This window comes from Polaromonas sp. YR568, assembly GCF_943369415.1.
GTDB lineage: Bacteria > Pseudomonadota > Gammaproteobacteria > Burkholderiales > Burkholderiaceae_C > Polaromonas.
Genome location: NZ_CALRNF020000018.1, coordinates 1 through 23,018, shown reverse-complemented (window position 1 = coordinate 23,018; position 23,018 = coordinate 1). Strand labels below are relative to the sequence as shown.

Below are 23,018 nucleotides of genomic sequence, written 5' to 3'. Positions count from 1 at the left end.
GCGCCGCGGGCCCTTCCCTCGCCTATTCGTGCGGCAGCGGCGCGGGCTTGCGGTGCGGCAGGAAGGGCGGCGGGCTCCACGGCGGCCTGTCCTCGCGCGCGGATTCGACCACCACCAGGTAGCGCCCCGCCTCGGGAACCGGCTCGCGGTCCGCCCGCAGCACCCAAAGCTGCCGGCCTTCCCGCACCGACTGCAGGTAGTCGGCATCCAGGATGGCGTGGCGGTCCAGAAAGGTATTGAGCGTGGCGGGGATGCGCACGCATCCCTTGGACTGCGCGCTGCCCAGGCGCTGCTCCAGCGCGTCCGGGTCGGTGGCATGCATCTGCAGCCGCATCTCCATCACCTTGCCGTCGCCCCAGCCCTTGGGCACGCGCTGCCAGCCAAAATCAAAGACGCGCATGCCCCTGGCCCCGTAGCCGCGTATGCCGTTGGCGTTCAAGGTGCCTTCGGCGCGGAAATCCGGGTTGGCCAGGCTGTGCGCGAAGACGCCCAGCGGCGTCTCGAAATGGTCGAAGCTGCCGGGCAAGCCCGTCGAGACCGGCGCCGCGCCCATGCCCGACCACTCGCCGCCGGCCGAGCGCAGCAGCACGAAAGCGGCCTGGACGTAGGGATGGCGGTCCACCACCACAAGGTACTGCGGCCCCTCCAACACGACACCCGCTTGCGCGAGCGCCGCCTCGGCAAGCCTGCCGTAGCCGGCGAACTCGGCGTCGGGCACCTCCAGGCGGCGGTCTACTTCCGCGCGGAAGGCGGCCGCGATGCCGGCGCCGGGCTGTGCCTCTTGCGCCTGCGCCTGCACGCCATGAAAGGCCAGCACGAAAACAGCGGCCACCGCGCAGCGTGTCAGTGCGCGCATGGCCGGCTCGTCGCGGGGCACAAACCCGGTGGGGTGGCGCATCATGGTTTCTCCTTGGAATGCCCGCCATTTTGCGGAGCCGCGGGCCGCGGCCCTTGACCGGCATCAAGCGCGGCGCTGCGCGCCAATTCCGGGCGGCCTGCCGTTCGCGCTGTTTGATGCAGCGCAATGCGCGGCCGGTGCATGCGCCTAGAGTGGTCTCAGGCGGTTCCGGCGCACGGCCGGAACCGCCCTCTTCCCACAGGAGGCCAAGCCATGATGCGCGCAATGGTTCTGCATACGCCCGGCCAGGCGCTGCGCCTGGAGACACGACCGGTTCCCGAACCGGCGGCCGGCGAAGTGCGGCTGCGCATTGAAGCCTGCGCGGTCTGCCGCACCGACCTGCACATCGTGGACGGCGAGCTGCCGCTGCCGCGCCTGCCGCTGGTGCCCGGCCACGAGATCATCGGCATCGTCGAGTCCCTCGGCGAAGGCGTGCACAGCCTGCATGCCGGCGACCGCGTCGGCGTGCCCTGGCTTGCGCACACCTGCGGCGATTGCCCCTTTTGCCGCCTGGGCCGCGAGAACCTCTGCGACCACGCGATCTTCACGGGCCACGGCCGCGACGGCGGCTTTGCGACCCACACGCTTGCCGAAGCCGCTTTCTGCATGCCCCTGCCGCGGTCGGCGGACCCCGTGCACATGGCGCCCATGATGTGCGCCGGGCTGATCGGCTGGCGCGCATTGCGCATGGCGGGCGGCGACGCGGAAAAGCTCGGCCTCTACGGCTTCGGCGCCGCCGCGCACCTGGTGGCGCAGGTCGCCCGGCGCCAGGGCCGCAAGGTCTATGCCTTCACGCGCCAGGGCGATACACGCGCCCAGGCCTTCGCGCGCTCGCTGGGCGCGGTATGGGCCGGCGGGTCGGAAGAAACGCCGCCCGAGCGCCTGGACGCCGCGATCATCTTCGCGCCCGTGGGCGAGCTGGTGCCCCTGGCGCTGCGCGCGGTGCGCAAGGGCGGGCGCGTCGTCTGCGGCGGCATCCACATGAGCGATATCCCGTCCTTTGCGTATGAACTGCTCTGGGAGGAACGGCAGCTGGTGTCGGTCGCCAACCTCACGCGCGCCGATGCGGCCGCCTTCCTGCATTTCACGGCGGCGCAGCCGCTGCGCGCCGAAACCACCATCTACCCGCTGGAGCGGGCCAACGAGGCCCTGGACGACCTGCGGGCCGGCCGGCTCAACGGGGCCGCCGTGCTGGTGCCTTGATCCCGCCGGAAAATGGGCGTTATGCGCGCCTGTCTGCGCTGTGTCTGCGCTATGTCAAACACGCCGGTTTGCGGCGCGCCTAAGCTGCCGCCATGAAGATCCAATTCCTGGGCGCCACCGACACCGTCACCGGCTCCAAATACCTGGTGCGCCACGGCGAAGCCTCCGTGCTGGTCGATTGCGGCCTGTTCCAGGGCTACAAGCCGCTGCGCCTGCGCAACTGGTCGCCGCTGCCCGTCGCCGCGGCCGACATCGATGCCGTGATCCTCACCCATGCCCACATCGACCACAGCGGCTACCTGCCGCTGCTGGCGCGCCAGGGCTTCACCGGCAAGGTGTTCTGCACGCCGGGCACGGCGGACCTGTGCCGCATCCTGCTGCCCGACGCCGGCCACCTGCAGGAAGAAGAAGCCGAATACGCCAACCGGCACGGTTTTTCAAAGCACGCGCCGGCCCTGCCGCTGTACACGCGCGAGGATGCGATGCGCTGCCTCAAGCTGCTGCACCCGGTGCCGGCCGGCAAACCCTGGCACCCGGTGCCCGGCCTGAACGCCAGCCTGACACCTTCGGGCCATATGGTGGGCTCGTCCTTCGTGCGGCTGGACGACGGCTCGCGCTCCATCCTGTTTTCCGGCGACATAGGCCGGCCCAACGACCTGGTGCTCAGGCCGCCTTCACCGATGGACGGCGCCGATTACCTGGTGGTCGAGTCCACCTACGGCGACCGCCTGCACAAGGATTCCGACCCCGTGCTGGCGCTGGGCCAGGTCATCAAGCGCACGGCCGCGCGCGGCGGCGTGGTGGTGATTCCCGCTTTCGCCGTGGGGCGCGCGCAAAGCCTGCTGCACTGCATCGAGGTGCTCAAAACCCAGGGCGTGATTGACCGCAAGCTGCCGGTCTACCTCAACAGCCCCATGGCGGCCAAGGCCACGCAGCTGTACCTCAAACACAAGGCCGAACTGCGGCTGACGTTCGCGGAGTGCGAGGCCATGGCGCACACGGCCCACATCGTCGAGTCGCCCGAGGAGTCGCGCCTGCTCAATGCCAAACACGGCCCCATGGTCATCATCGCCGCCAGCGGCATGGCCACCGGCGGGCGCGTGGTCCACCACCTCAAGGCCTTCGCGCCCGACAAGCGCAACACCATCCTGTTTGCCGGCTTTCAGGCCGGCGGCACACGCGGCGCCCTGATCGCCGGCGGCGCGCCCACGGTACGCATCCACGGCCAGGAGGTGCCGGTGCGCGCCGAGGTGGCGATGCTGGACGACCTGTCGGCCCATTCGGACGCCGCCGAAATCACGGGCTGGCTGCGCGGCTTCAAGTCCACGCCCAAACAGACCTTCGTCACCCACGGCGAGCCCGCCGCGGCCGATGCCATGCGCCAGCGCATAGAGCGCGAGTTGCACTGGCCCTGCCACCTGCCCTGTTACCTCGAGTCGGTTTCGCTCGACTGATTCAGTTCGCCGGCAAGCGGTCGGTTTCAGGCCAGCCCGCACCACTCGGCAATGCGGTGCATCATGTCGCTCCACAAGCCGAACACCGCGGCCAGCACCAGCACGCCGCCGGCCAGGCGCACGCCCAGCTGGTCGCGCAGGCCGTTGCCGGCGCGGCGCAGCCAGGCCAGCAGTTGCGGCGCCAGCAGCAGCGAGACACTGCTGCCCGCGGCAAACGCCGCCATGGCCAGTGCGCCCTGCAGCGGCCCGCCGCTCAAGGACGCGACCAGCAGCGCCGAATACAGCAGGCTGCAGGGCATGAAGGCCCAGAGCGCGCCGACGGAGAACATGCCGCCGCGCGATGCGGCCATGGCCCCGACCCGGGACCAGGCCGAGCGCCCTGCCCGGTCGGCCCAGGCCGGCTGGCTGGCTTTGACCACCAGCATCAGTCCCCAGCCGAGCACGGCCAGGTGGAACAGCACCCAGAGCGGCTTGACCACGGCGGCCTGTTCCGTGATCCAGGCAAAACTTTGCACCGCCGCCGCGGCAGCAGCGCCCGCGGTGGAATAGCCCACAAGCCGCCCGGCCTGGAAGACCAGCGGCGACTGCGGCCGGCGCTGCGGCTGCGCGCCCATGCGTCTGAGCCCGCCGCAGGCCGCGCCGCACATCACCGCGCAATGCGGCCCGCCGGCAAGCCCCATCAACAGGGCCGTGGTGGCGAGCGCGTAAGACATGGACATGGGCAGCGGCGCAACCGGGATCAGATGATGCGCGAGAAGCGGCTGCGGTTGAGGTCGGACTGCAGGTAGCGGTCGAACACCATGGCCACCGCGCGCAGCACGAAGCGGCCGTCGGGCGTCACCTCGATGCCGGTGTCGGACAGCACGACCAGGCCGGCGTCCTCCAGTTCGCGCAGGCGCTCGAGTTCGGCGGCGAAGTAGCTCTTGAAGTCCAGCATCCAGGCCAGCTCTATCGATTCGAACCAGACCCGGCCCTGGCACATGATGGCCATGATCACCGCGCGGCGCGCCAGGTCGTCGCGGCTCAGCGCCAGGCCGCGCGTGACCGGGAAGCGCCCCTGGTCCAACAGGTCGCAGTATTCCTCCAGGTCCTTGGCGTTCTGGCTGTAGGTGGCGCCGACCGCGCCTATGGCCGACACGCCCAGGCCCACCAGGTCGCGGTCGGGCTGGGTGCTGTAGCCCTGGAAGTTGCGGTGCAGCCGGCCCTCGCGGCTGGCCACGGCCAGGGAGTCGTTCTCGAGCGCGAAATGGTCCATGCCGATGTAGCGGTAGCCCGCGCCCTGAAAGCGTTGCATGGCCTCGGCCAGCATGGCGGCCTTGTCCTCGGCCGCCGGCAAGAGCGCGGACGCGATGTGCCGTTGCGGCTTGAAGCGTTCCGGCAGATGGGCGTAGGCGTAGAGGGCGATGCGGTCCGGCCTGAGGTCCTCGATCTGGCGTATGGTGCGCGCGAAGGAGGTCTGCGTCTGCCGCGGCAGGCCGTAGATCAGGTCCACGTTGATGGAGTCAAACCCGAGCGCGCGCGCCTGGGCGACCAGCGCGAAGACCTGTTCGGCGGGCTGCACGCGGTGCACGGCCTTCTGCACGTCGGGGTCGAAATCCTGCACGCCGAAGCTCAGGCGGTTGAAGCCCAGGGCCGCCAGCGCGGCCAGGCGCGTGTTGTCCACGGTGCGCGGGTCCACCTCGATGGCCATTTCCGCGCCGGGCGCGAAGTCGAAGTTGCGCCTGAGCATGTCCATGAGCCGCCCGAGTTCCGCGTCGGACAGAAACGTCGGCGTGCCGCCGCCCAGGTGCAACTGGCTGACGGGCTGGCCCTGCCCCAGGCGCGCCGTGTACAGGGCCACTTCGCGCTCCAGGTAGCCCAGGTAGGCGGTGGCGCGGCTGTGCTGTTTGGTGATGATCTTGTTGCAGGCGCAGTAGTAGCACAGCGATTCGCAAAACGGGATGTGCACATACACCGACAGCGGCGCCGCCGAGGTCTCGGCCCGCGCGCGCCTGTCGTCCAGCGCGCGCGCGTGGTCGGCAGCGGTAAAGGCCTCGACAAAACGGTCCGCCGTCGGAAACGAGGTGTAGCGCGGGCCGGAGATGTCGAATTTGCGAAGGGCCTGGGGTAGAACAGCGGGCATGGGGGGTTCAGGAAGTGAGGCCTCCACTGTGCCGCCCGCCTGCCCCGGCGGCGTTGATGTGGATCAACGAAGGCGCAAGGTGATAGAAGCTCTTCGCTGTCTGCAGGCGGCACAGCGGCGCGTTTGCCCTGTGCTTGACCTGCGTCAAATCGCCGCGCAGGGCGCGCCTTAAGCTGGCGGCTTCCCCATTGCACGGGTCGACGGCCCGGCCGCCAACCCTTTATTTCCTCATGTCCCTGTCACCCGCCATCCAAGCCAACCAGGCCACCGTCCTTCCGCACCGCAAAGTCCTGCGCTCCTGGCTTCTTCCCATTTCGGCCAAAAACACCGGCCTCGCCCTGGCGATGTCCCTGGCGGATTTCGCCCTGTTCGCCGCATGCATGGCAGGCGCCGTGCTCGCGAGCCACCCTTCCGTGCAATTGCTCATGGGCCTGCTGGCCGGCTTCATGATCGCCAGGCTGTTCATCCTGGGCCACGACGCCTGCCACCAGAGCTTCACCCCGCATCGCAGGCTCAACCGCTGGCTGGGCCGGCTGCTGTTCCTGCCCTCGCTGACGCCCTACAGCCTGTGGGACGTGGGGCACAACATCGTGCACCACGGCTACACCAACCTCAGCGGCTTCGACTTCGTCTGGCAGCCCGCGACCCTGGAAGCCTATGAAAGCATGCCCGCCTGGAAGCGGGCGCTGGAACGCGCTTACCGCAGCGGCTGGGCGCCCTGGCTGTATTACCTTGTGGAGATCTGGTGGAAGCGGCTGTACTTTCCGTCCAAAGCCGTGATGCCCACGCGCCGCAGCATTTTTGTGGCCGACAGCCTGCTGGTGACTGCGGGCGCGGCGGCCTGGGTCGCGGGACTTGTGCTTGCGGCATCAGCCACCGGCCAGTCGGCGCTCTGGCTCCTGGCCGTGGGGTTTTTCCTGCCGCTGCTGGTGTGGAACGGCCTGATCGGGTTTGTGGTCTATGTGCACCACACGCACACCAGCATCGCCTGGTACGACAACAAGAAGAGCTGGTCCGACGCCAACCCCTTTGTCTCCACCACGGTGCACCTGACCTTCAATTCGTTTTTCGGCGCGGCGCTGCACCACATCATGGAGCACACCGCCCACCACGTGGACATGGGCGTGCCGCTGTACCGCCTCAAAAAGGCCCAGGCCCTGCTGGAGGAAAAACTGCCCGGCCACATCGTGGTGCAGCCGTTCTCCTGGGGTTGGTATTTCGACACGGCACAGCGCTGCAAGCTCTATGACTTCGGGCGTCGGCAATGGACGGACTTTGCCGGCCGCCCGACCTCGCAGGGCATGGCCGGCCCCGTTCAGGCTGTGAACAACTTCTAGTGGACGCGCGTGTCGAAGACGCGCTGCAGCGCAGCCTGGTCCAGGATGCGGATGTGGCGCTTGTCGACCTCGAGGATGCCCTGCTGCTGGAAGGCCGAGAAGGTGCGGCTCACGGTCTCCAGCTTCATGCCCAGGTAGCTGCCGATTTCGGCGCGCGACATGCGCAGGTGGAATTCGCCGGCCGCGTAGCCGCGCAGCTTGAGCCGCTGCGAGAGGTTGAGCAGGAAGGCGGCCAGGCGCTCTTCGGCGTTCATGCTGCCCAGCAGCATCATCAGGCTGTGCTCCCTGACGATTTCGCGGCTCATCAGCCGGCTGACGGCCTGCTGCATGCCGGTGCTGGTGGCGGCCAGGCCGCTGATCTCGTCGTAGGGAATGGTGCAGACTTCGGTGTCTTCCAGCGCGGTGGAGTTGCTGGCGTAGGCGCCGTTGGCGATGCCGTCCAGGCCCATGAGTTCACCGGCCATCTGGAAGCCGCTGACCTGTTCGCGGCCGTCCGCCAGCGTCAGGCTGGATTTGAAGGTGCCCATGCGCACCGCGTAAATATTGCGGAAGGCCTGGCCTTCATGGTAGAGCGCCTCCCCGGCCTTGACCTTGGTGCGGTGGAACTTGAGGCCGTCCAGGCCGTCCACGTCCGAGGGCTTCATGCCGCAGGGCAGGCAGAGGTCGCGCAGGTTGCAGTTCGAGCACTGTGTCGTCAGCGGCGGAATGACCGCGGCGGATGAAGTATCGCTGGCGGTTGAACAGGCTGTGGTCATGACGGCTCCCTGGGTTAAGAGGATGAAACGGGTTGATGAAGAGTTCGCTGCGGCGACAGCATGGCCGCGGCTTGCACCTGGCCTGCGAGCTGGTAGAACTCGGCGTGTTTGTCGAGGAAGCAGGCGGCGCCCGCGGCCAGGTAGTGCGCGCGGTAGGCCGGCTCGGCGTGGTTGCTCAGGACGATGAAGGGAATGTCCCGCGCGGCCTTGCGAACGGCCTCCAGGACCTGCATGCCGGTGCCCTTTTCGAACTGCACGTCGAGCACCGCCACGTCGGGCCGTGTCGCCAGGATGCCGGCGACCGCCGATTCCGGCGTACCGGCCTGCCCCGCGACCACCATGCCCTGGGCCTGCAGCATCGCGGCCACACGGCTGCGGCTCAGCGCGGAGTCGTCGGCCAGAAAAACCCGGGTGGGTGAAGTGCTGTGTTGCATGCCCCTACTGTCGCGCAGGCGGCGCTTGCGGAACATCGGCTTTTGCTGAAAGGCCGGCTCGGATAAGGCTGGTTTGCCGGCGCACGCCTTCCGAGCCGGACTCGGAATTTTCCGAGTTCCCGGCTTCGCGGGCAGGCCGGCCGGACGCCTAGTGCGCCATCAACACCGGCAACGTCATGCTTTTGAGCACGGTCCGCGATGCGCCGCCCAGCACCCATTCATAGGCGCGGGCATGCCCGTAGCAGCCCATCACCAGCAGGTCGGCCTGCAGGTCGAAGGCGCGCGACAGCAGCACGTCGCCGAGGTTCGCGGGTTCCGCGCCTTCCCGGTGCCAGGTGGCGTCGATGCCATGGGCCTTCAGGTAAGACACGATGTCGGGGCCCTCGCCCTCACCTTCCGCCTCCGCATCGCCGCCCCAGCTCAGGATGTGCACGGAGTTTGCGCCGCGCAGTATGGGCAGCGCAGCCGTCACCGCGCGCGCCGCCCCTCGGCCGGGTTTCCAGGCGATCACCACCTTGCCCGGCAGACCGGGCCTGGCCGAGGTGTAGGGCAGCACCAGCGCGGGCCGCCCGCTCAGGGCGATCACGGTCTCCACGAAATCCGCAGGCATCAATGTGGACCAGCCCTCGCCCGGGCCGTGTTGCCCCAGCACCAGCAGGTCGGCATACAGCGCCCGCCCGGCAAATGCGGGGGCCAGCGGAAACTCATGGATCTCGGCCCAGGCGGCCGGCATGCCCGCGGGCCTGAGCTGCTCGAAGACCGAGCGCGCGCGCGCCAGTTCGGTGTCCTGTGCGTTTTCGCGCTTCACGGCCAGGCCAGTGCCCATGCCCGAGGCGACGGGAAGCGCCTCGGAGGCCGACGGCGAGGCGTACAGCGCGGTGACGCCTGCCCCGTGCCGGGCGGCGAGCCGGCAGGCGAACTCCAGGCGTTGCGCGAATTGCGGTGTGGCATCGGCATGGACCAGCAGCTGTTTCAGTTCATCGCTCATGGAACACCCCGGTTCAATCAAGTTGGAATGTCTTGACTGTAGGCAGGTGCGGCCGCGGCGGTGTTGACCCTCGTCAACACCATGCGCATTGCGCGGCGGTTTTCAGCTTTGCGCGCTCAGCCGTCCAGCGGTTCGGCCAGGCCGTGCTTGATCGCGTAGCGGATCAGCTCGCTCTGGTTTTGCAGCCCCATTTTCTGCATGAGGTTGGTCTTGTGGGTGCTGACGGTCTTGACCGACAGGTTCAGCTTTGTACCGATGTCCGTCAGGGAAACGCCGGCCACCAGCAACTGCAGCACTTCGAATTCGCGGTTGGAAAGGCTCTCGTGCGGCACCACCGGGCTGCCGGGCATGGCGCCCAGCGCAAGCTGCTCGGCGACCTCGGCGCTGATGAAGGCGCCGCCCGAGGCCACCTTGCGTATCGCCTGCTCCAGCTGGGCCGGCGCGCTTTCCTTGGTCAGGTAGCCGCTGGCGCCGTTCTTGATGGCGCGCACGGCGTATTGCAGTTCCTGGTGCATGCTCAGCACCAGGATGCGCAGCTGCGGCTTTTCGGCGCGTATCAGCTTGATCAGTTCCATGCCGCTGCGGCCCGGCATGGAGAGGTCCAGCAGCAGCACGTCGAAGTCCAGCTCGCGCACGCGCTGCATGACTTCCGTGCCGTTGCCCGCCTCGCCCATGACTTCCATGCCTTCAATCGACGACACGATGCGCTTGAGCCCCTCGCGCACGATGGAATGGTCGTCGGCAATCACAATCCGCGTCACGTCATGTCTCCTGTTTCGGGCACCGGGATGCTGACCCGTATGCGGGTGCCCCGGCCCGGCGCCGTGTCTATGTCCACCGTCCCCTGCAGCAGGCGGGCCCGCTCGCGCAGGCCCATGAGGCCCAGCGAGCTGGCCTTGCGCGGCGCGTCCGCCGCGAAGCCGGCGCCGTCGTCGGCCACCTCGAGTATCACGCCCGCGGCCGTGCGCTCTATGCGCACCTCGGCCTGCGACGCGCCGGCGTGCTTGGCCACGTTCACCAGCGACTCCTGCACGATGCGGAACACCGCGGTCGCATAGGGTTCGGCCAGCTCGACCTCCTCGTCCAGCGACAGCTGGCACGGCACGCCGTAGCGCTGGGTGAAATTGTGGGTCAGCCACTGGATGGCCGGCACCAGGCCCAGGTCGTCCAGCAGCAGCGGCCGCAGGTCCGAGGCGATGCGGCGCGTGGCGGCGACGGTGGTGTCCAGCAGGCCCAGCATGTCGTCGAGTTTGGCGCGCACGGCGCCGGCATCGGCGGGCATGGCTTCGCGAATCCAGGTGGCGTCCATCTTGATGGCCGTCAGCGACTGCGCGAGTTCGTCGTGCAGTTCGCGTGCGATGCGGGTTTTTTCGCTTTCGCGGATGGCGTGGGCCGCCGAGGCGAAAGCGCTCAGTTCCTCGCCGGCGCGCACGCGCTCGGTCACGTCGCGCAGGATGACAGTGTAGAGCTTGCCGTGCGCGGTGTCCAGCTGCGAGATCGAGGCTTCCAGCGGAAACTCCTCGCCGCCGGCCCTGAGCCCGTAGAGCACCGTGCCGTCGCCCATGCGCCGCGAGGTGATGCCGGTCTGGCCGAAGCTTCTGAGCTGCGCGCCGTGCATGCCCTGGTGGCGCTGCGGAATCAGGCGCGTGAGCGGCTGGCCCAGCATCTCGCGCGTGGGCCAGCCGAAAATCTTCTCGGCGGCCTTGTTGTAGAGGATCACGTGCTGCTCGCTGTCCACGGTGATGATGGCGTCCATGGCCGAGTCCAGCAGGCCGGCCAGCCTGGCGTCGGCGCCCTCCAGGGCCTGTTTGCCGGCACGGTCCCGCGCAGCGTCCCGCCCGGCCAGCAGCCAGGCGACGCCGCAGGTCAGGGCGGCCAGCGCCGCCACCAGTTGCAGGCCGGGCAGCGAGTGCGGGCTGTGTACCAGATTGAAGGCGGCCAGCAGCGTCAGGGTCGCCATCACGGCCAGGACGATGGCCGCCGAGCGCCGGCGCCTGGGCACCGTATCACCGACGTGGGGGAAAAGGGACATGGGGCGAGGACCGGGGAGTGGGTGCCCGATCTTACCGCCCTGCCCTTTTTGCGAAAACCGGCGCATGAAGGCCGGCATCAATCCTCTTGCGCGGAGGCGGCCTGCGCGGGCCGCGAAGGCCCGGGCACGGGCCCCATCAACAGCACCGTCAGCGCGCTGGAGGCGGCGCAGGCCAGCCAGAATACAAAAAAAGCGGCGGTCTGCAGCGCCAGCCGCGACAGCCCCGCGGGCTGGCCGTAGCGCAGCATTTCCTCAGGGTCGAACAGCCCGAACAGCAGCAGTTCCAGCAGGCAGGCCGACAGAAAGGCCGGCCAGGCGATGCCCAGTATCTTGTTGGCTGAAATCATCGTGTCTCCTCTTTATGGTTGCGCCCGTTGCGGACGTCAGGCGCCTGGAGGGCGCTCAGGGCCGCGCCGTCTTGTCCGGCGTGGCCGCGTGGTTGCGCCCTTCCAGCGCCGGGGCCAATGCCCTGGGCTGGCTCAGCACCAAAGGCCGCGATGCCCGCGCGGGCTGCTGCCCGCCTATGACCTCATCCTGGTACTTGACGGCCAGGAAGCCCGTCACCATGCTGGCCACGACCACCACAGCGGGCCCGGAAATCACCAGCCAGACATGGCCGTGCCGCCACCAGGGAGAGGCTTGGTCAGGGAGGGTATTCATGAAAGGCCTTTCATTGCAGTTCATCGCGATGCATCGCGGTTCATCGGGGAACAAGGAACACGGATTTTTCTTCGACGTGGGCGCGCCCGGCTTCATCGCCGACGCGGAACACGATGGGGTGGGAACCGGGCGCGGCCGAGCCGTAGGGAATCTGGACCCGCACGGCGACCCAGCGCGATTCGGTGGGGCCGACGCTGACCTCGGCTTCGGAGGCGACCGACAGGCCCTCCAGCCCGCTCGCCACGATGCTGTAGCGCTGCGGCTGCTCGGTGGCGTTCATGACCTGCAGGCGGTAGACATTTTCCAGCCGCCCGCCGGGCGCGATGCGCGAGAGCGCGGCGCGGTCGCGCACCACGTCCACCTTCAGCGGCATGCGCGCCACCAGGCTCCACAGCAGCGCCAGGCACAGCACGCCCAGCAGCGTGGTGTAGACCAGCACGCGCGGGCGCAGCACCCGGCGCAGCATGCGGGACGCGTCCCACTTGCCGGCCAGCGCGTTCTGCGTGGTGAAGCGGATCAGGCCGCGCGCATAGCCCATCTTGTCCATCACGCCGTCGCACACGTCCACGCAGGCCGCGCAGCCTATGCACTCGTACTGCAGGCCCTCGCGGATGTCTATGCCCGTCGGGCAGACCTGCACGCACAGGGTGCAATCGACACAGGCGCCCAGCGACAGCGCGGCCGGGTCGGCCTGGCGCGAGCGGGCGCCGCGCGGCTCGCCGCGCGCCGGGTCGTAGCTCACGATCAGCGTGTCCTTGTCGAACATCGCGCTCTGGAAACGCGCATAGGGGCACATGTATTTGCACACCTGCTCGCGCAGGAAGCCGGCATTGCCGTAGGTGGCGAAGCCGTAGAACAGCACCCAGAAGATTTCCCAGCCGCCCATCCGCGTCTGCAGGAACTGCATGATCAGCTCGCGGGCCGGCACGAAATAGGCGACGAAGGTAAAGCCGGTCCACATGGCCACGCCTATCCAGAGGATGTGCTTGAACCATTTCTTGACCAGCTTTTCCAGCGAGAACGGCGCGCCGTCCAGCCGCAGCCTGGCCGTTCGGTCGCCCTCGACCTTGCGCTCTATCCAGAGGAAGATTTCGGTGTACACCGTCTGCGGGCAGGCAAAGCCGCACCACAGCCGGCCCGCCACCGCGGTGAACAGGAACAGCGACAAGGCGCTGGCCACCAGCAGGCCCGTCAGGTAGATGAAGTCCTGCGGGTAAAGCACATAGCCCAGCAGGTAAAACCGCCGCGCGCCCAGGTCGAACAGCACGGCCTGGCGCTCGCCCCACTGCAGCCACGGCAGGCCGTAGAAGAACAGCTGGGTCAGGACCACAAAGGCCCAGCGCCAGCGCGCGAACAGCCCGCTCACCGAGCGCGGGTAGATCTTCTTTTGTGCCTCGTACAGGGACTCCCCGGCCGGGCCGGCGACCGGCACGATGGGAATGGTTTTGCGCAGGGGAAGCTGGGTCACCGTCGCCTCAGAGTTTCGCCGCGGCGGGAGCGGGTTTGTTGGACAGGCCCCAGATATAGGCCGTCAGCACGTGGATCTGCGCTTCCGTGAGCTTGCCGCCCTGCGCGGGCATCTCGTTGGTCTTGCCCTTGTTGACGATGTCGACGATGGCCTGCTCGCCCCAGCCGTGCAGCCAGATGTCGTCGGCCAGGTTGGGCGCGCCTATGGTCGTGTTGCCCTTGCCGTCCACGCCGTGGCAGGCCGCGCAGGCGGTGAATTTGGACTTGCCCAGCTGCGCGCGCACCGAATCATGCGGGCCGCCCGACAGGCTCAGCACGTACTGCGCCACATTGCGCACGTCGTCGGGCGTGCCGACGGCCGCGGCCATGGGCGGCATCTGCGCCTTGCGCCCGCCGGTCAGGGTTTCCTTGATTTTCTCGGGCGATCCGCCGTGCAGCCAGTCCTTGTCGGCCAGGTTGGGAAAGCCCTTGCTGCCGCGCGCGTCCGAGCCGTGGCACTGGGCGCAGTTGTTCATGAAGAGGCGCTCGCCCACCGCCATCGCATTGGCGTCGCCCGCAAGCTGCTCCGCAGGCTGGCCGGTGAACTGGGCGTACAGCGGCGCCAGCTCCTTGTCCGCCTTGACCATGGCGGCATCGTATTCACCGCGCGTGCTCCAGCCCATTTCGCCCTGGTAGGCGCCCAGGCCCGGATAGGCCACCAGGTACAGCAGGGAATAGACCACGCTGATCACGAACAGCCACATCCACCAGCGCGGCATGGGGTTGTTGGACTCGCGCAGGTCGCCGTCCCAGACGTGGCCCGTCGTGTTGTCGCTGCTCGGGACTATTTTTTGGCGGGCCGTGACCCACAGCAGGACCAGCGCGCCGAGGATGCCGATCAATGTCAGCGCGGCCACATACCAGGACCAGAAGTTGTCTGTGAAATCGCTCATGGCTCACACCCGATGTGTTGTGCGGTGAATAAAAAAACGGTGAAGAAGGTTTGCATGGCTGAAGGCCCTCAGTCCTGCAGGAAGGGGATTTTTGCGTCCTCTTCGAAGCGTTTTCGGTTGCGGCTGGAATAGGCCCACACCAGCAGGCCGATGAAAGTGGCAAAGCACAGCAGGGTTGCGATGATGCGCAGCGTGTTGACGTCCATGGCTGTTTTCCTTTATTTCAGGGCCTTGCCCATGACTTGCAGATAGGCGACGAGAGCGTCCATTTCCGTCTTGCCCTTCACCACGGCGGCGGCCTCGGCGATTTCGGCGTCGGTGTACGGCACCCCTACCCTGCGCAGCGCGGTCATGCGCGGCGCCGAGTCGGCGGGGTCGACGGGAGTTTTTTCCAGCCAGGTGTAGGCCGGCATGTTGGATTCGGGCACGACGTCGCGCGGGTTGTTCAGGTGGATGCGGTGCCATTCGTCGGTGTACTTGCCGCCCACGCGCTGCAGGTCGGGCCCGGTGCGCTTGCTGCCCCACTGGAAGGGGTGGTCGTAGACAAACTCGCCGGCCACCGAGTAGTGGCCGTAGCGCAGCGTCTCGGCGCGAAACGGCCGGATCATCTGCGAGTGGCAGTTGTAGCAGCCTTCCCGCAGGTAGATGTCGCGGCCGGCCAGCTGCAGCGCGCCGTAGGGCTTGACGCCTTCGAGCGGCATGGTGGTCGACTTCTGGAAGAACAGCGGCACGATCTCCACCAGGCCGCCGACGGCGATCACCAGCAGGATCAGGATGATCATCAGGAAGTTGTTGGTCTCGATCTTCTCGTGCGAGAAGCCCGCGGCCTTTGTGTTGTCGTCTTTCATGGGATGGACTTTCTTTCTTTTCTCTTGTCAGGCGTGGGCCAGCACCGGCACTTGAATCCGCACGGGCCGGCCTTTGGCCACCGTCATGCAGACGTTCCAGGCCATCAGCACCATGCCGCTCAGGTACAGCAGCCCGCCGAAGAAGCGCACCACGTAGAAGGGATAGGTGGCCTTGACGGCTTCCACAAAGGTGTAGGTCAGGGTTCCGTCGGTGTTGATGGCGCGCCACATCAGGCCCTGCATCACGCCGGCGATCCACATGGCCGCGATGTAGAGCACGATGCCCACGGTGGCCGTCCAGAAATGCACCTCGATGGCGCGCATGGAATACATCTGCTTCTGCCCGAACAGGCGGGGGATCAGGTAATACAGCGTGCCCATGGAGATCAGGCCCACCCAGCCCAGCGCGCCGGAGTGCACGTGGCCCACGGTCCAGTCGGTGTAGTGCGACAGCGAATTGACGGTCTTGATGGACATCAGCGGGCCCTCGAAGGTGCTCATGCCGTAGAAGGACAGCGAGACGATCAGGAAGCGCAGGATGGGATCCTCGCGCAGCTTGTGCCAGGCGCCCGACAGGGTCATCACGCCGTTGATCATGCCGCCCCAGCTGGGCGCCAGCAGGATCAGCGAGAACACCATGCCCACCGATTGCGTCCAGTCGGGCAAGGCCGTGTAGTGCAGGTGGTGCGGGCCCGCCCACATATAGGTGAAGATCAGCGCCCAGAAGTGGACGATGGACAGGCGGTAGCTGTAGACCGGCCGCTCGGCCTGCTTGGGGATGAAGTAATACATCATGCCCAGGAAGCCCGCGGTCAGGAAGAAGCCGACGGCGTTGTGGCCGTACCACCACTGCACCATGGCATCCTGCACGCCCGCGTAGGCGGAATACGATTTCATCCAGCCCGCCGGGATCTCCGCGCTGTTGACCACGTGCAGCACCGCCACCGCCAGGATGAAGGCGCCGTAAAACCAGTTGGCCACGTAGATGTGCCTGACCTTGCGGGTTCCCAGCGTGCCGAAGAAAACCACCGCGTAAGCCACCCAGACCAGGGTGATCAGGATGTCTATGGGCCATTCGAGTTCGGCGTATTCCTTGCCGGTGGTGTAACCCAGCGGCAGGCTGATCGCGGCGGCCAGGATAACCAGCTGCCAGCCCCAGAAGGTGAAGGCGGCCAGCCGCGGCGCAAACAGCGGCACGCTGCTGGTGCGCTGGACCACGTAGTAGCTGCTGCCTATCAGCGCGCAGCCGCCGAAGGCGAAGATCACCGCGTTGGTGTGCAGCGGCCTGAGCCGGCCGTAGCTGAGCCAGGGAATGCCGAAGTTGAGTTCAGGCCAGGCCAGCTGGGCGGCGATGAACAGCCCCACCAGCATGCCCACCACGCCCCACAGCACCGCGGCCAGTGAAAACTGGCGAACCACCGTGTCGTGGTAGGCCACCCCTCGTGTCGTTTCTTCGTTCATGAAGCACCTTTTGTCTAGATGCTTCAAAGTGTCGGCGCGGCGGGCGGCGCGGCACTTGATACAGGTCAATCATCGTGAAGAATGCGCTCGCCTTCCTGCTCCAGCGCCTCGAACTGGCCGCGCCATACGGCCCAGCCCAGCCCGCCGAGGATGAGCAGCGCCAGCACGACGGACAGGGGGATCAGTAAAAACAGGATGTCCATTTAATCTTGTGACGCGTTGCGCGCCAGCCTCGCCGAATTGGCCACCACCAGCAGCGAACTCGCCGCCATGCCGAAGCCGGCCAGCCAGGTCGGCATAAAACCCAGGATGGCCAGCGGCACGCAGGTCGCGTTGTAGAGCGCGGCCCACAGCAGGTTCTGGCGCACCACCGCGCGGGTGCGCCGCGCCTGCGCGAGCACGTCCGCCACGGTGAGAAGCCGGTTGCCTGTCATGATGAAATCCGCCCCGGCCTGGGCCAGCGGCACGGCCCGGCCCATGGCCATGGACACGTCGGCCACGGCCAGCGCGGGCCCGTCGTTCATGCCGTCGCCCACCATCATGACGCGGTGGCCTTCGCGCTGTAGGCCGCGCACGTGTTCGAGCTTGACCTCCGGCGTGCATTCGCCGAAATACCAATCAATGCCGGCGCGGCGCGCCAGTCGGGCCACGGCCCGGCCGGTATCGCCCGACAGCAGCTGCACCCGCACGCCCATCTGGAGCAGCGCGGCCACGGCCTGGGCCGCGTCGGGCCGCATCGCCTCGTCAAGCTCGAAGCCCGCCAGGTAATGCTCGCCGTCGGACAGGTGCGCCTGCAGCACCGGCACGTCGCGGCCCGGCACGGGCGCGCGGCAGAAAAAGGCCGAACCCAGGTAAAGGTATTGCGCGTCGCTGCCGTCCGGCCGCGCGACCTTGCCGCGCAGGCCCCGGCCCGTGACCTCTTCCACCTCGCTGGCCACCCAGTCATTCCCGGAAAGATTCGCCGGAAAGCGCGCGGCAATGGCGCGCGAGACCGGGTGCAGCGAATGCCGGGCCAGCGCGCCGGCCTTGTAGCAGGCCTCGTCGCGGTCCACGCCGGCGGTCACATGGGCCATGACCACGTCCATGCGGTCTTCCGTCAGCGTGCCGGTCTTGTCGAAGATGACGGTGTCGACGGCTGCGCAGCTCTCCAGCGCCTGCAGCTTGCGCACCAGCACGCCGCGCCGCGCCAGCGCGCCCGCGCCGGCCAGCATGGCCGCCGGCGTGGCCAGCGACAAGGCGCAGGGGCAGGTCACGATGAGCACCGAGACCGCGACCGCCATCGCATGCGCCTGGCCGAAAGGCCACCACCACCAGGCCGCGCCGGCGGCGGCCAGCAGCACGGCCGCCAGGAAGGGGCTGGCGATGCGGTCCACCAGTTGCACCAGGCCGGGTTTTTCGACCGAGGCCTGCTCCATCAGGGTGACGATTTCGGCATAGCGGGTTTGCGCGCCGACGCGCTGCACACGCACCAGCAGCACGCCCGTGAGGTTGTGGCTGCCGGCGATGACGCCGTCGCCCGCGCGCCGCAGCAGCGGTTTGGACTCGCCCGTCAGCAGCGACTGGTCGACGCGGCTCTCGCCGCCCTCCACCGTACCGTCGGCGGGAAAGGCCTGGCCCGGCAGCACGCGCACCAGGTCGCCGGCCGCGAGGCGGCGCACCGCCACCGCGCGAAAACTGCCGTCGGCCTCCTGCCGCTCCACGCTGTCGGGCAGCCGGCGCATCAGCGCTTCCAGCGCGCCGGCCGTGCGGTCGCGCAGGCGCTGCTCCAGCAGGCGGCCCGACAGCAGGAAGAAGACGAACATGGGCACCGAGTCGTACGAGGCATGCGCGCCCCAGGGGCCGCCCGGGTCGAAGGCCGCGGCCGTGCTGGCGCCGAAGGCGATCAGCACGCCCAGCGCCACCGGCACGTCCATGCCTATGCGCAGGTTGCGCACGTCCCGCAGCGCCGCGGCAAAAAACGGCCAGCAGGAAAACAGCAGCACCGGCAGCGTCAGCACCCAGGAGGCCCAGCCCAGCAGCGCCTGGATGTCGGGCGTGATCTCGCCGGGCGCCGACAGGTAGGCGGGCGCCGCGTACATCATGACCTGCATCATGCAAAAGCCCGCCACCAGCCAGCGCCACAGCATCAGGCGCTGGGCCTGCACCCGGCGGCCGGCCAGCAGCAGGTCGCCCGCCGGCAAGGCGCCGTAGCCGGCCTGGCGCAAGGCCGCCATCCAGAGGGACGGGCGCGTGGCTTGCGGATTCCATTGCAGCCGCGCCGTGGCCGTCACGCCGTTGACCTGGACCGTGTCCACGCCGGGCAGCCTGCCCAGCGCCTCCTCCACCGTGAGCGCGCAGGCCGCGCAGTGCATGCCTTCCAGCGCCAGGCAGGACTCCCACCAGCCCTCGCGCCCCGCCACCGGACGGCTGAAGCCCTCCCACTCGGCCGGCTCGTCCATCGCCTCCCATGCGGCGGCGCGGCCTGCGTCGGGCGGGGGAAGACCGGCGGGAACCGGGAAGGTAGCGGTTTGCATCACGCAAGCGTAGCCGTGCTGAGTGCCGCGCCCTTGACATGGATCAAGCCCGGGCGGGTGCGGCGCCTCTGCGTACGTTACCGAACAGTCCGATGGCCGGATGTTTGCGATAACGGCCATGCAGGGCTTTGCGCGGCGTTTGCGCCTGCCAAAGCGGCGTCGCCTTGATCCAGGACAAGCGGCGGAGCTTCCGGTGCCCCCAGACTGGCACCTGCCGAATGCAGCCTCCAGGCCGGCTTGCCTTTTGCCGCCTGGGTAAAACCGGACAAAAAAGACAACGATGAAAATCCCCCTCGCCGCTGAAAAAAGCCCGCGACCCGAAACACCCGGCGACCCGTCGGTCCGCGAGATCGAAGACGTCGCCGCCAGCACGGGCGCGGACCTGCTGCACGGCCTTTCTTCCGGCGAAGCGTCACGGCGGCTTGCCGCGCAAGGGCCCAATACCCTCAACGCCGCGCCGCCCGTGAGCGCCTGGCGGCGCGTTCTCTCGCAGTTCCAGGACCCCCTGATCTATCTGCTGCTGGCGGCCATTGCCATTTCGCTGCTCGCATGGGCCATGGACGGGCGGCACGGCTGGCCGATTGACGCCCTGGTGATTGCCGCCGTCGTCCTGCTCAATGCCGCGCTGGGCTACGTGCAGCAGGCCAAGGCGCGCAGCGCGGTGGAGGCCCTGGCCAAACTCACGCAGGCGAGTTCTTCGCTGATGAGGGACGGCCGCGTGCAAAAGGTGGCGCTGGCATCGCTGGTGCCGGGCGATTTACTGGTACTGAATGAAGGCGACGTGGTGGGCGCCGACGCGCGGCTGGTGGCCGCCGCCGCCCTGCGTGTCCACGAAGCCTCGCTGACCGGTGAAAGCGTGGCCGTGCTGAAAAGCACCGCTTCGCTGCAGGCCCCTGCCGCGCTGGGGGACCGCGTGAACATGGTCTTCAGGGGCACGGCCGTCACCCAGGGCACGGGCCGCGCGGTGGTCACGGCAACCGGCATGGACACCGAAATGGGCGCGATTGCCGCCATGCTTGAGGCGACCCCGGAGGCGCCTACCCCCTTGACCCGGGAAGTAAGCCGGCTGGGCCGGCTGCTCGGCATCGCGGTGCTCATCATTGCCACCGTGGTGGTCGCCACCATCCTGATGCTGTCGGAACTGCATTCGGCCGGCGACGTCATTGCGGTGATGCTTCTCGGCGTGGCCCTGGCGGTGGCGGCGGTTCCGGAAGGCCTGCCCGCCATCCTGTCGGTGGTGCTGGCCATGGGCGTGCAGCGCATGGCCAGGCACAAGGCGATCATCAAAAACCTGTCGTCCGTGGAGACCCTGGGCTGCGCCTCCGTCATTTGCACGGACAAGACCGGCACGCTGACGCGCGCGGAGATGACCCTGACCCGCGTTGCCACGGCATCCGGCATGGTGGACGTGACGGGCGTGGGCTATGTGCCCGAAGGCCGCCTCGAGCACGCCGGCGGCGAACTTGCCGCCGGGCCGCTGCGGGAAGAGGCGGCGTTTGCGCTGCTGGGCGGCAGCCTGGCGGGCAATGCCGGCCTGCGGCAGGACTCCGCCGGCATCTGGCGGATTCAGGGCGATGCCACGGAGGCGGCTTTCCTGGTCGCCGCGCGCAAGCTCGGCCCCGCGCTCCAGGCGCGCGCCGGCCGCTATGAGCGCATCAGGGAGATCCCCTTCACATCGGACCGGAAAATGATGTCGGTGATTCAGCGCGACCATGACCACGGTGGCGCCGCCATGCTCATCAGCAAAGGCGCGCCGGACGTGCTGATCGAGCGCTGCACCCATGTGAAGGTGGGCGCGGCGACCGTGACGATGGATGCCGCCCTGAAGGCCGCCCTGCTCCGCGACGTCGACACCCTCTCGGATGCGGCCTTGCGCACACTGGCCGTTGCCTTCCGTCCACTGCACGCCGGTGAAGACCCGGCATCCGCATCGCTGGAAGAAAACCTGGTCTACGTCGGCACCGCCGGCCTGATGGACCCGCCGCGCGAGGAAGCGGCCGTGGCGATACGCCAGGCCCAGCGTGCCGGCATCCGCGTCATCATGATCACGGGCGACCACCCGCGCACGGCGCTGCGGATTGCCGCGGACCTCGGAATCAGCGGCGCGCAATCGCCCGCGCTGACCGGCATTGAGATGGACCGGATGGGGGATACGGAATTTGCCGCCGCGGTTCGCCAGACGTCGGTGTATGCGCGTGTCGCGCCGGCGCACAAGCTGCGCATCGTGGATGCGCTGCAGGCCGGCGGCCAGGTGGTGGCCATGACAGGCGACGGCGTGAACGATGCCCCCGCGCTGAAGTCCGCGGACATCGGCATCGCGATGGGCCTGAGCGGCACCGAAGTGACGCGGCAGGCCGCCCGCATGATCCTGGCCGACGACAACTTCGCCACCATCGTGGAGGCGGTGCGCGAAGGGCGCGGCATTTTTGACAACATCCGGAAATTCCTGCGTTACCTGCTGTCCTCCAACATGGGGGAGGTGTTGACGGTGTTCCTCGGTGTGGTGGGCGCCGGCGTCATCGGGCTTCAAGCCCCCGGCGTTGCGGTGGTCCTGCCCCTGCTGGCCACACAGATCCTCTGGCTCAACCTCATCACCGATTCCTGGCCGGCGCTTGCCATGGGCATAGACCCGGCGGTCGGCGACGTCATGGCCCGAAAGCCCAGGGCTCGCGACGCGCGCGTGATCGACGCCCGCATGTGGTCGGGGATACTGCAGACCGGCGCCGTCATCGCGGTGGCGACGCTCCTGACCATGGACATGTTGCTGCCTGGCGGGCTGATCGAGGGCAGCCAGGACCTGGCCGTCGCCCGCACCGCCGGCTTCACCGTGCTGGTGCTGGCGCACCTGTTCAATGCCTTCAACGCGCGCTCGGAAACCGCCACCGCGTTTCGCCGCCTTTTCTCCAACCCATGGCTTTGGGCCGCGCTGGGCCTGTCATTGGGCCTGCAGATCGCGGTGGTCAACCTGGGGTTTCTGAACTACGCTTTCGGCACGGTGCCCCTGACGCTTGAACAATGGCTGCTGTGCGCCGCCATGGCCAGCACGGTCCTGTGGCACGCCGAATTGCGCAAACTGGCCGGCCGGGCATGGCGCCGGCGTGCGCAAATGCGAACCGCCGCGGCCGGCGGCCCGCAATGAAGACTTCACCTTGACGACAACGGAGAAACACCATGATGCCAAAAACCCACCCGGACAAGCGCTACGGCCCGATCTCCATCGGCCTGCACTGGTTCATGCTGGCCCTGCTGGCGGCGGTCTACCTGTGCATGGAACTCAGTGACGCTTTCCCCAAAGGCAGCGACATGCGCAGCGGGCTGAGAACCTGGCACTACATGCTGGGACTGTCTGTCTTTGTACTGGCCTGGCTTCGCCTGGCGGTCAATCTCTTGCATCGCGCCCCACCCGTTGATCCGGCGCCGCCGTTGTGGCAACACCGCCTGGCCTGGCTGGTGCAGGCGGGGCTTTACGGGCTGATGGTTGGCCTGCCCCTGGCCGGGTGGCTGATCCTCAGCGCCCGCGGCCAGCCCATTCCTTTTTTCGGGCTGCAGTTGCCCGCGTTGATGGCCGAGAGCAAAAATGCGGCCGGCTGGATCAAGGAGATTCACGAAGCGGGAGCGACGGCGGGCTACTTCCTCGTGGGCCTGCATGCGCTGGCGGCCCTGTACCACCACTACCTGCTGCGCGACAACACACTGACGCGCATGCTGCCCGGCCGCCGCTGATTCGATTTTTCTCCCGGAACCAAGGATTAGGCATGAGACACATTGAACGGCACAGAACCGCGCGCATAGGCTGGCTTCGCGCCGCGGTGCTGGGCGCCAACGACGGCATCGTCTCGACCGCCAGCCTGATCGTGGGTGTCGCCGCGGCCAGCGCGACGCACGGCAACGTGCTGATGACGGGCGTGGCGGCC

Annotated in this window: 23 protein-coding genes; 6 read left to right on the top strand and 17 right to left on the bottom strand. The window is 68.0% G+C overall.

The window, feature by feature from the left end; genetic code table 11:
* Positions 1–22: 22 nt before the first annotated feature.
* Entirely contained in the window at positions 23–901 is an 879-nt protein-coding gene (locus ACLV74_RS12915) for a L,D-transpeptidase (protein WP_411879788.1), read from the bottom strand.
* Positions 902–1,114: 213 nt separating this feature from the next.
* Here ACLV74_RS12915 and ACLV74_RS12910 point away from each other — a divergent pair, with 213 nt between their 5' ends.
* Positions 1,115–2,101, top strand: a complete 987-nt coding sequence (locus ACLV74_RS12910; protein WP_411879855.1) for a zinc-dependent alcohol dehydrogenase family protein — start codon at positions 1,115–1,117, stop codon at positions 2,099–2,101.
* Positions 2,102–2,193: 92 nt separating this feature from the next.
* Complete coding sequence (locus tag ACLV74_RS12905) at positions 2,194–3,555, top strand: MBL fold metallo-hydrolase RNA specificity domain-containing protein (RefSeq protein ID WP_411879787.1); 1,362 nt, start codon at positions 2,194–2,196, stop codon at positions 3,553–3,555.
* 26 nt (positions 3,556–3,581) lie between these two features.
* On the opposite strand, the gene ACLV74_RS12900 is transcribed toward ACLV74_RS12905, so the two are convergent.
* Both ACLV74_RS12900 and hemN read right to left on the bottom strand, forming a co-directional pair.
* Entirely contained in the window at positions 3,582–4,268 is a 687-nt protein-coding gene (locus ACLV74_RS12900; RefSeq protein WP_411879786.1) for a sulfite exporter TauE/SafE family protein, read from the bottom strand.
* Positions 4,269–4,294: 26 nt separating this feature from the next.
* Complete coding sequence (gene hemN / locus ACLV74_RS12895; protein ID WP_411879785.1) at positions 4,295–5,677, bottom strand: oxygen-independent coproporphyrinogen III oxidase; 1,383 nt, start codon at positions 5,675–5,677, stop codon at positions 4,295–4,297.
* Between the two features lie 230 nt (positions 5,678–5,907).
* On the opposite strand from hemN, the gene ACLV74_RS12890 reads away from it, so the two are divergent.
* Positions 5,908–7,014 (top strand): fatty acid desaturase, encoded by a 1,107-nt coding sequence (locus ACLV74_RS12890; protein WP_411879784.1) that lies wholly within the window; start codon positions 5,908–5,910, stop codon positions 7,012–7,014.
* Here ACLV74_RS12890 and ACLV74_RS12885 read toward each other — a convergent pair.
* From ACLV74_RS12885 to ACLV74_RS12820, 14 genes are all read right to left on the bottom strand, one after another.
* Complete coding sequence (locus ACLV74_RS12885; RefSeq protein WP_411879783.1) at positions 7,011–7,769, bottom strand: helix-turn-helix domain-containing protein; 759 nt, start codon at positions 7,767–7,769, stop codon at positions 7,011–7,013. The genes ACLV74_RS12890 and ACLV74_RS12885 overlap by 4 nt on opposite strands.
* A gap of 14 nt (positions 7,770–7,783) precedes the next feature.
* Positions 7,784–8,203, bottom strand: coding sequence for a response regulator transcription factor (locus tag ACLV74_RS12880; protein ID WP_411879782.1), 420 nt, complete (start codon positions 8,201–8,203; stop codon positions 7,784–7,786).
* 148 nt (positions 8,204–8,351) lie between these two features.
* Positions 8,352–9,191 (bottom strand): universal stress protein, encoded by an 840-nt coding sequence (locus ACLV74_RS12875; RefSeq protein WP_411879781.1) that lies wholly within the window; start codon positions 9,189–9,191, stop codon positions 8,352–8,354.
* 116 nt (positions 9,192–9,307) lie between these two features.
* Entirely contained in the window at positions 9,308–9,952 is a 645-nt protein-coding gene (locus ACLV74_RS12870) for a response regulator (protein ID WP_411879780.1), read from the bottom strand.
* Positions 9,949–11,223 (bottom strand): PAS domain-containing sensor histidine kinase, encoded by a 1,275-nt coding sequence (locus ACLV74_RS12865; protein ID WP_411879779.1) that lies wholly within the window; start codon positions 11,221–11,223, stop codon positions 9,949–9,951. Before ACLV74_RS12865 ends, ACLV74_RS12870 begins: the two co-directional genes overlap by 4 nt.
* Before the next feature lie 77 nt (positions 11,224–11,300).
* Positions 11,301–11,570 carry a hypothetical protein gene (locus tag ACLV74_RS12860; RefSeq protein ID WP_411879778.1) on the bottom strand — a complete coding sequence of 90 codons (270 nt, stop codon included), beginning with the start codon at positions 11,568–11,570 and terminating at the stop codon, positions 11,301–11,303.
* A 55-nt stretch (positions 11,571–11,625) separates the two neighbouring features.
* The gene (locus ACLV74_RS12855; protein WP_411879777.1) at positions 11,626–11,883 is read right to left on the bottom strand and encodes a nitrogen fixation protein FixH; all 258 of its coding nucleotides are present in this window, start codon (positions 11,881–11,883) and stop codon (positions 11,626–11,628) included.
* Positions 11,884–11,923: 40 nt separating this feature from the next.
* Positions 11,924–13,351: a cytochrome c oxidase accessory protein CcoG gene (gene ccoG, locus ACLV74_RS12850; RefSeq protein ID WP_411879776.1), complete on the bottom strand. Its 1,428-nt coding sequence runs from the start codon at positions 13,349–13,351 to the stop codon at positions 11,924–11,926.
* A 7-nt stretch (positions 13,352–13,358) separates the two neighbouring features.
* Entirely contained in the window at positions 13,359–14,282 is a 924-nt protein-coding gene (gene ccoP, locus ACLV74_RS12845; protein WP_411879775.1) for a cytochrome-c oxidase, cbb3-type subunit III, read from the bottom strand.
* Positions 14,283–14,350: 68 nt separating this feature from the next.
* Positions 14,351–14,488 (bottom strand): cbb3-type cytochrome oxidase subunit 3, encoded by a 138-nt coding sequence (locus tag ACLV74_RS12840; protein ID WP_411879774.1) that lies wholly within the window; start codon positions 14,486–14,488, stop codon positions 14,351–14,353.
* A gap of 12 nt (positions 14,489–14,500) precedes the next feature.
* Positions 14,501–15,130: a cytochrome-c oxidase, cbb3-type subunit II gene (gene ccoO, locus ACLV74_RS12835; protein WP_411879773.1), complete on the bottom strand. Its 630-nt coding sequence runs from the start codon at positions 15,128–15,130 to the stop codon at positions 14,501–14,503.
* 27 nt (positions 15,131–15,157) lie between these two features.
* Positions 15,158–16,591, bottom strand: a complete 1,434-nt coding sequence (ccoN, locus tag ACLV74_RS12830; protein WP_411879772.1) for a cytochrome-c oxidase, cbb3-type subunit I — start codon at positions 16,589–16,591, stop codon at positions 15,158–15,160.
* 65 nt (positions 16,592–16,656) lie between these two features.
* On the bottom strand, positions 16,657–16,794 hold the full coding sequence (gene ccoS, locus ACLV74_RS12825; RefSeq protein WP_411879771.1) for a cbb3-type cytochrome oxidase assembly protein CcoS: 138 nt from the start codon (positions 16,792–16,794) through the stop codon (positions 16,657–16,659).
* A complete protein-coding gene (locus tag ACLV74_RS12820; RefSeq protein WP_411879770.1) occupies positions 16,795–19,104 on the bottom strand; it encodes a heavy metal translocating P-type ATPase in 2,310 nt (769 codons plus the stop codon). It abuts the gene before it with no gap.
* Between the two features lie 280 nt (positions 19,105–19,384).
* On the opposite strand from ACLV74_RS12820, the gene ACLV74_RS12815 reads away from it, so the two are divergent.
* The 3 genes from ACLV74_RS12815 to ACLV74_RS12805 form a co-directional block, all read left to right on the top strand.
* Entirely contained in the window at positions 19,385–22,243 is a 2,859-nt protein-coding gene (locus ACLV74_RS12815; RefSeq protein ID WP_411879769.1) for a cation-translocating P-type ATPase, read from the top strand.
* A 35-nt stretch (positions 22,244–22,278) separates the two neighbouring features.
* Positions 22,279–22,827, top strand: coding sequence for a cytochrome b (locus ACLV74_RS12810; RefSeq protein WP_411879854.1), 549 nt, complete (start codon positions 22,279–22,281; stop codon positions 22,825–22,827).
* A 32-nt stretch (positions 22,828–22,859) separates the two neighbouring features.
* Positions 22,860–23,018 (top strand): VIT1/CCC1 transporter family protein (locus tag ACLV74_RS12805; RefSeq protein ID WP_411879853.1); only part of this gene is annotated, 159 nt, incomplete at its 3' end.

Excerpts from the sequence above, each read along its gene's own strand:
- ACLV74_RS12885 (WP_411879783.1), bottom strand. The coding sequence starts at position 7,769 with ATGACCACAGCCTGTTCAACCGCCAGCGATACTTCATCCGCCGCGGTC.
- ACLV74_RS12880 (WP_411879782.1), bottom strand. The coding sequence starts at position 8,203 with ATGCAACACAGCACTTCACCCACCCGGGTTTTTCTGGCCGACGACTCC.
- ccoO (WP_411879773.1), bottom strand. The coding sequence starts at position 15,130 with ATGAAAGACGACAACACAAAGGCCGCGGGCTTCTCGCACGAGAAGATC.
- ACLV74_RS12840 (WP_411879774.1), bottom strand. The coding sequence starts at position 14,488 with ATGGACGTCAACACGCTGCGCATCATCGCAACCCTGCTGTGCTTTGCC.
- ACLV74_RS12815 (WP_411879769.1), top strand. The coding sequence starts at position 19,385 with ATGAAAATCCCCCTCGCCGCTGAAAAAAGCCCGCGACCCGAAACACCC.
- ACLV74_RS12875 (WP_411879781.1), bottom strand. The coding sequence starts at position 9,191 with ATGAGCGATGAACTGAAACAGCTGCTGGTCCATGCCGATGCCACACCG.
- ACLV74_RS12860 (WP_411879778.1), bottom strand. The coding sequence starts at position 11,570 with ATGATTTCAGCCAACAAGATACTGGGCATCGCCTGGCCGGCCTTTCTG.
- ACLV74_RS12820 (WP_411879770.1), bottom strand. The coding sequence starts at position 19,104 with ATGCAAACCGCTACCTTCCCGGTTCCCGCCGGTCTTCCCCCGCCCGAC.
- ACLV74_RS12855 (WP_411879777.1), bottom strand. The coding sequence starts at position 11,883 with ATGAATACCCTCCCTGACCAAGCCTCTCCCTGGTGGCGGCACGGCCAT.
- ACLV74_RS12810 (WP_411879854.1), top strand. The coding sequence starts at position 22,279 with ATGCCAAAAACCCACCCGGACAAGCGCTACGGCCCGATCTCCATCGGC.
- hemN (WP_411879785.1), bottom strand. The coding sequence starts at position 5,677 with ATGCCCGCTGTTCTACCCCAGGCCCTTCGCAAATTCGACATCTCCGGC.
- ccoS (WP_411879771.1), bottom strand. The coding sequence starts at position 16,794 with ATGGACATCCTGTTTTTACTGATCCCCCTGTCCGTCGTGCTGGCGCTG.
- ACLV74_RS12890 (WP_411879784.1), top strand. The coding sequence starts at position 5,908 with ATGTCCCTGTCACCCGCCATCCAAGCCAACCAGGCCACCGTCCTTCCG.
- ACLV74_RS12910 (WP_411879855.1), top strand. The coding sequence starts at position 1,115 with ATGCGCGCAATGGTTCTGCATACGCCCGGCCAGGCGCTGCGCCTGGAG.
- ACLV74_RS12905 (WP_411879787.1), top strand. The coding sequence starts at position 2,194 with ATGAAGATCCAATTCCTGGGCGCCACCGACACCGTCACCGGCTCCAAA.
- ccoP (WP_411879775.1), bottom strand. The coding sequence starts at position 14,282 with ATGAGCGATTTCACAGACAACTTCTGGTCCTGGTATGTGGCCGCGCTG.
- ACLV74_RS12915 (WP_411879788.1), bottom strand. The coding sequence starts at position 901 with ATGATGCGCCACCCCACCGGGTTTGTGCCCCGCGACGAGCCGGCCATG.
- ccoN (WP_411879772.1), bottom strand. The coding sequence starts at position 16,591 with ATGAACGAAGAAACGACACGAGGGGTGGCCTACCACGACACGGTGGTT.
- ACLV74_RS12865 (WP_411879779.1), bottom strand. The coding sequence starts at position 11,223 with ATGTCCCTTTTCCCCCACGTCGGTGATACGGTGCCCAGGCGCCGGCGC.
- ACLV74_RS12900 (WP_411879786.1), bottom strand. The coding sequence starts at position 4,268 with ATGTCTTACGCGCTCGCCACCACGGCCCTGTTGATGGGGCTTGCCGGC.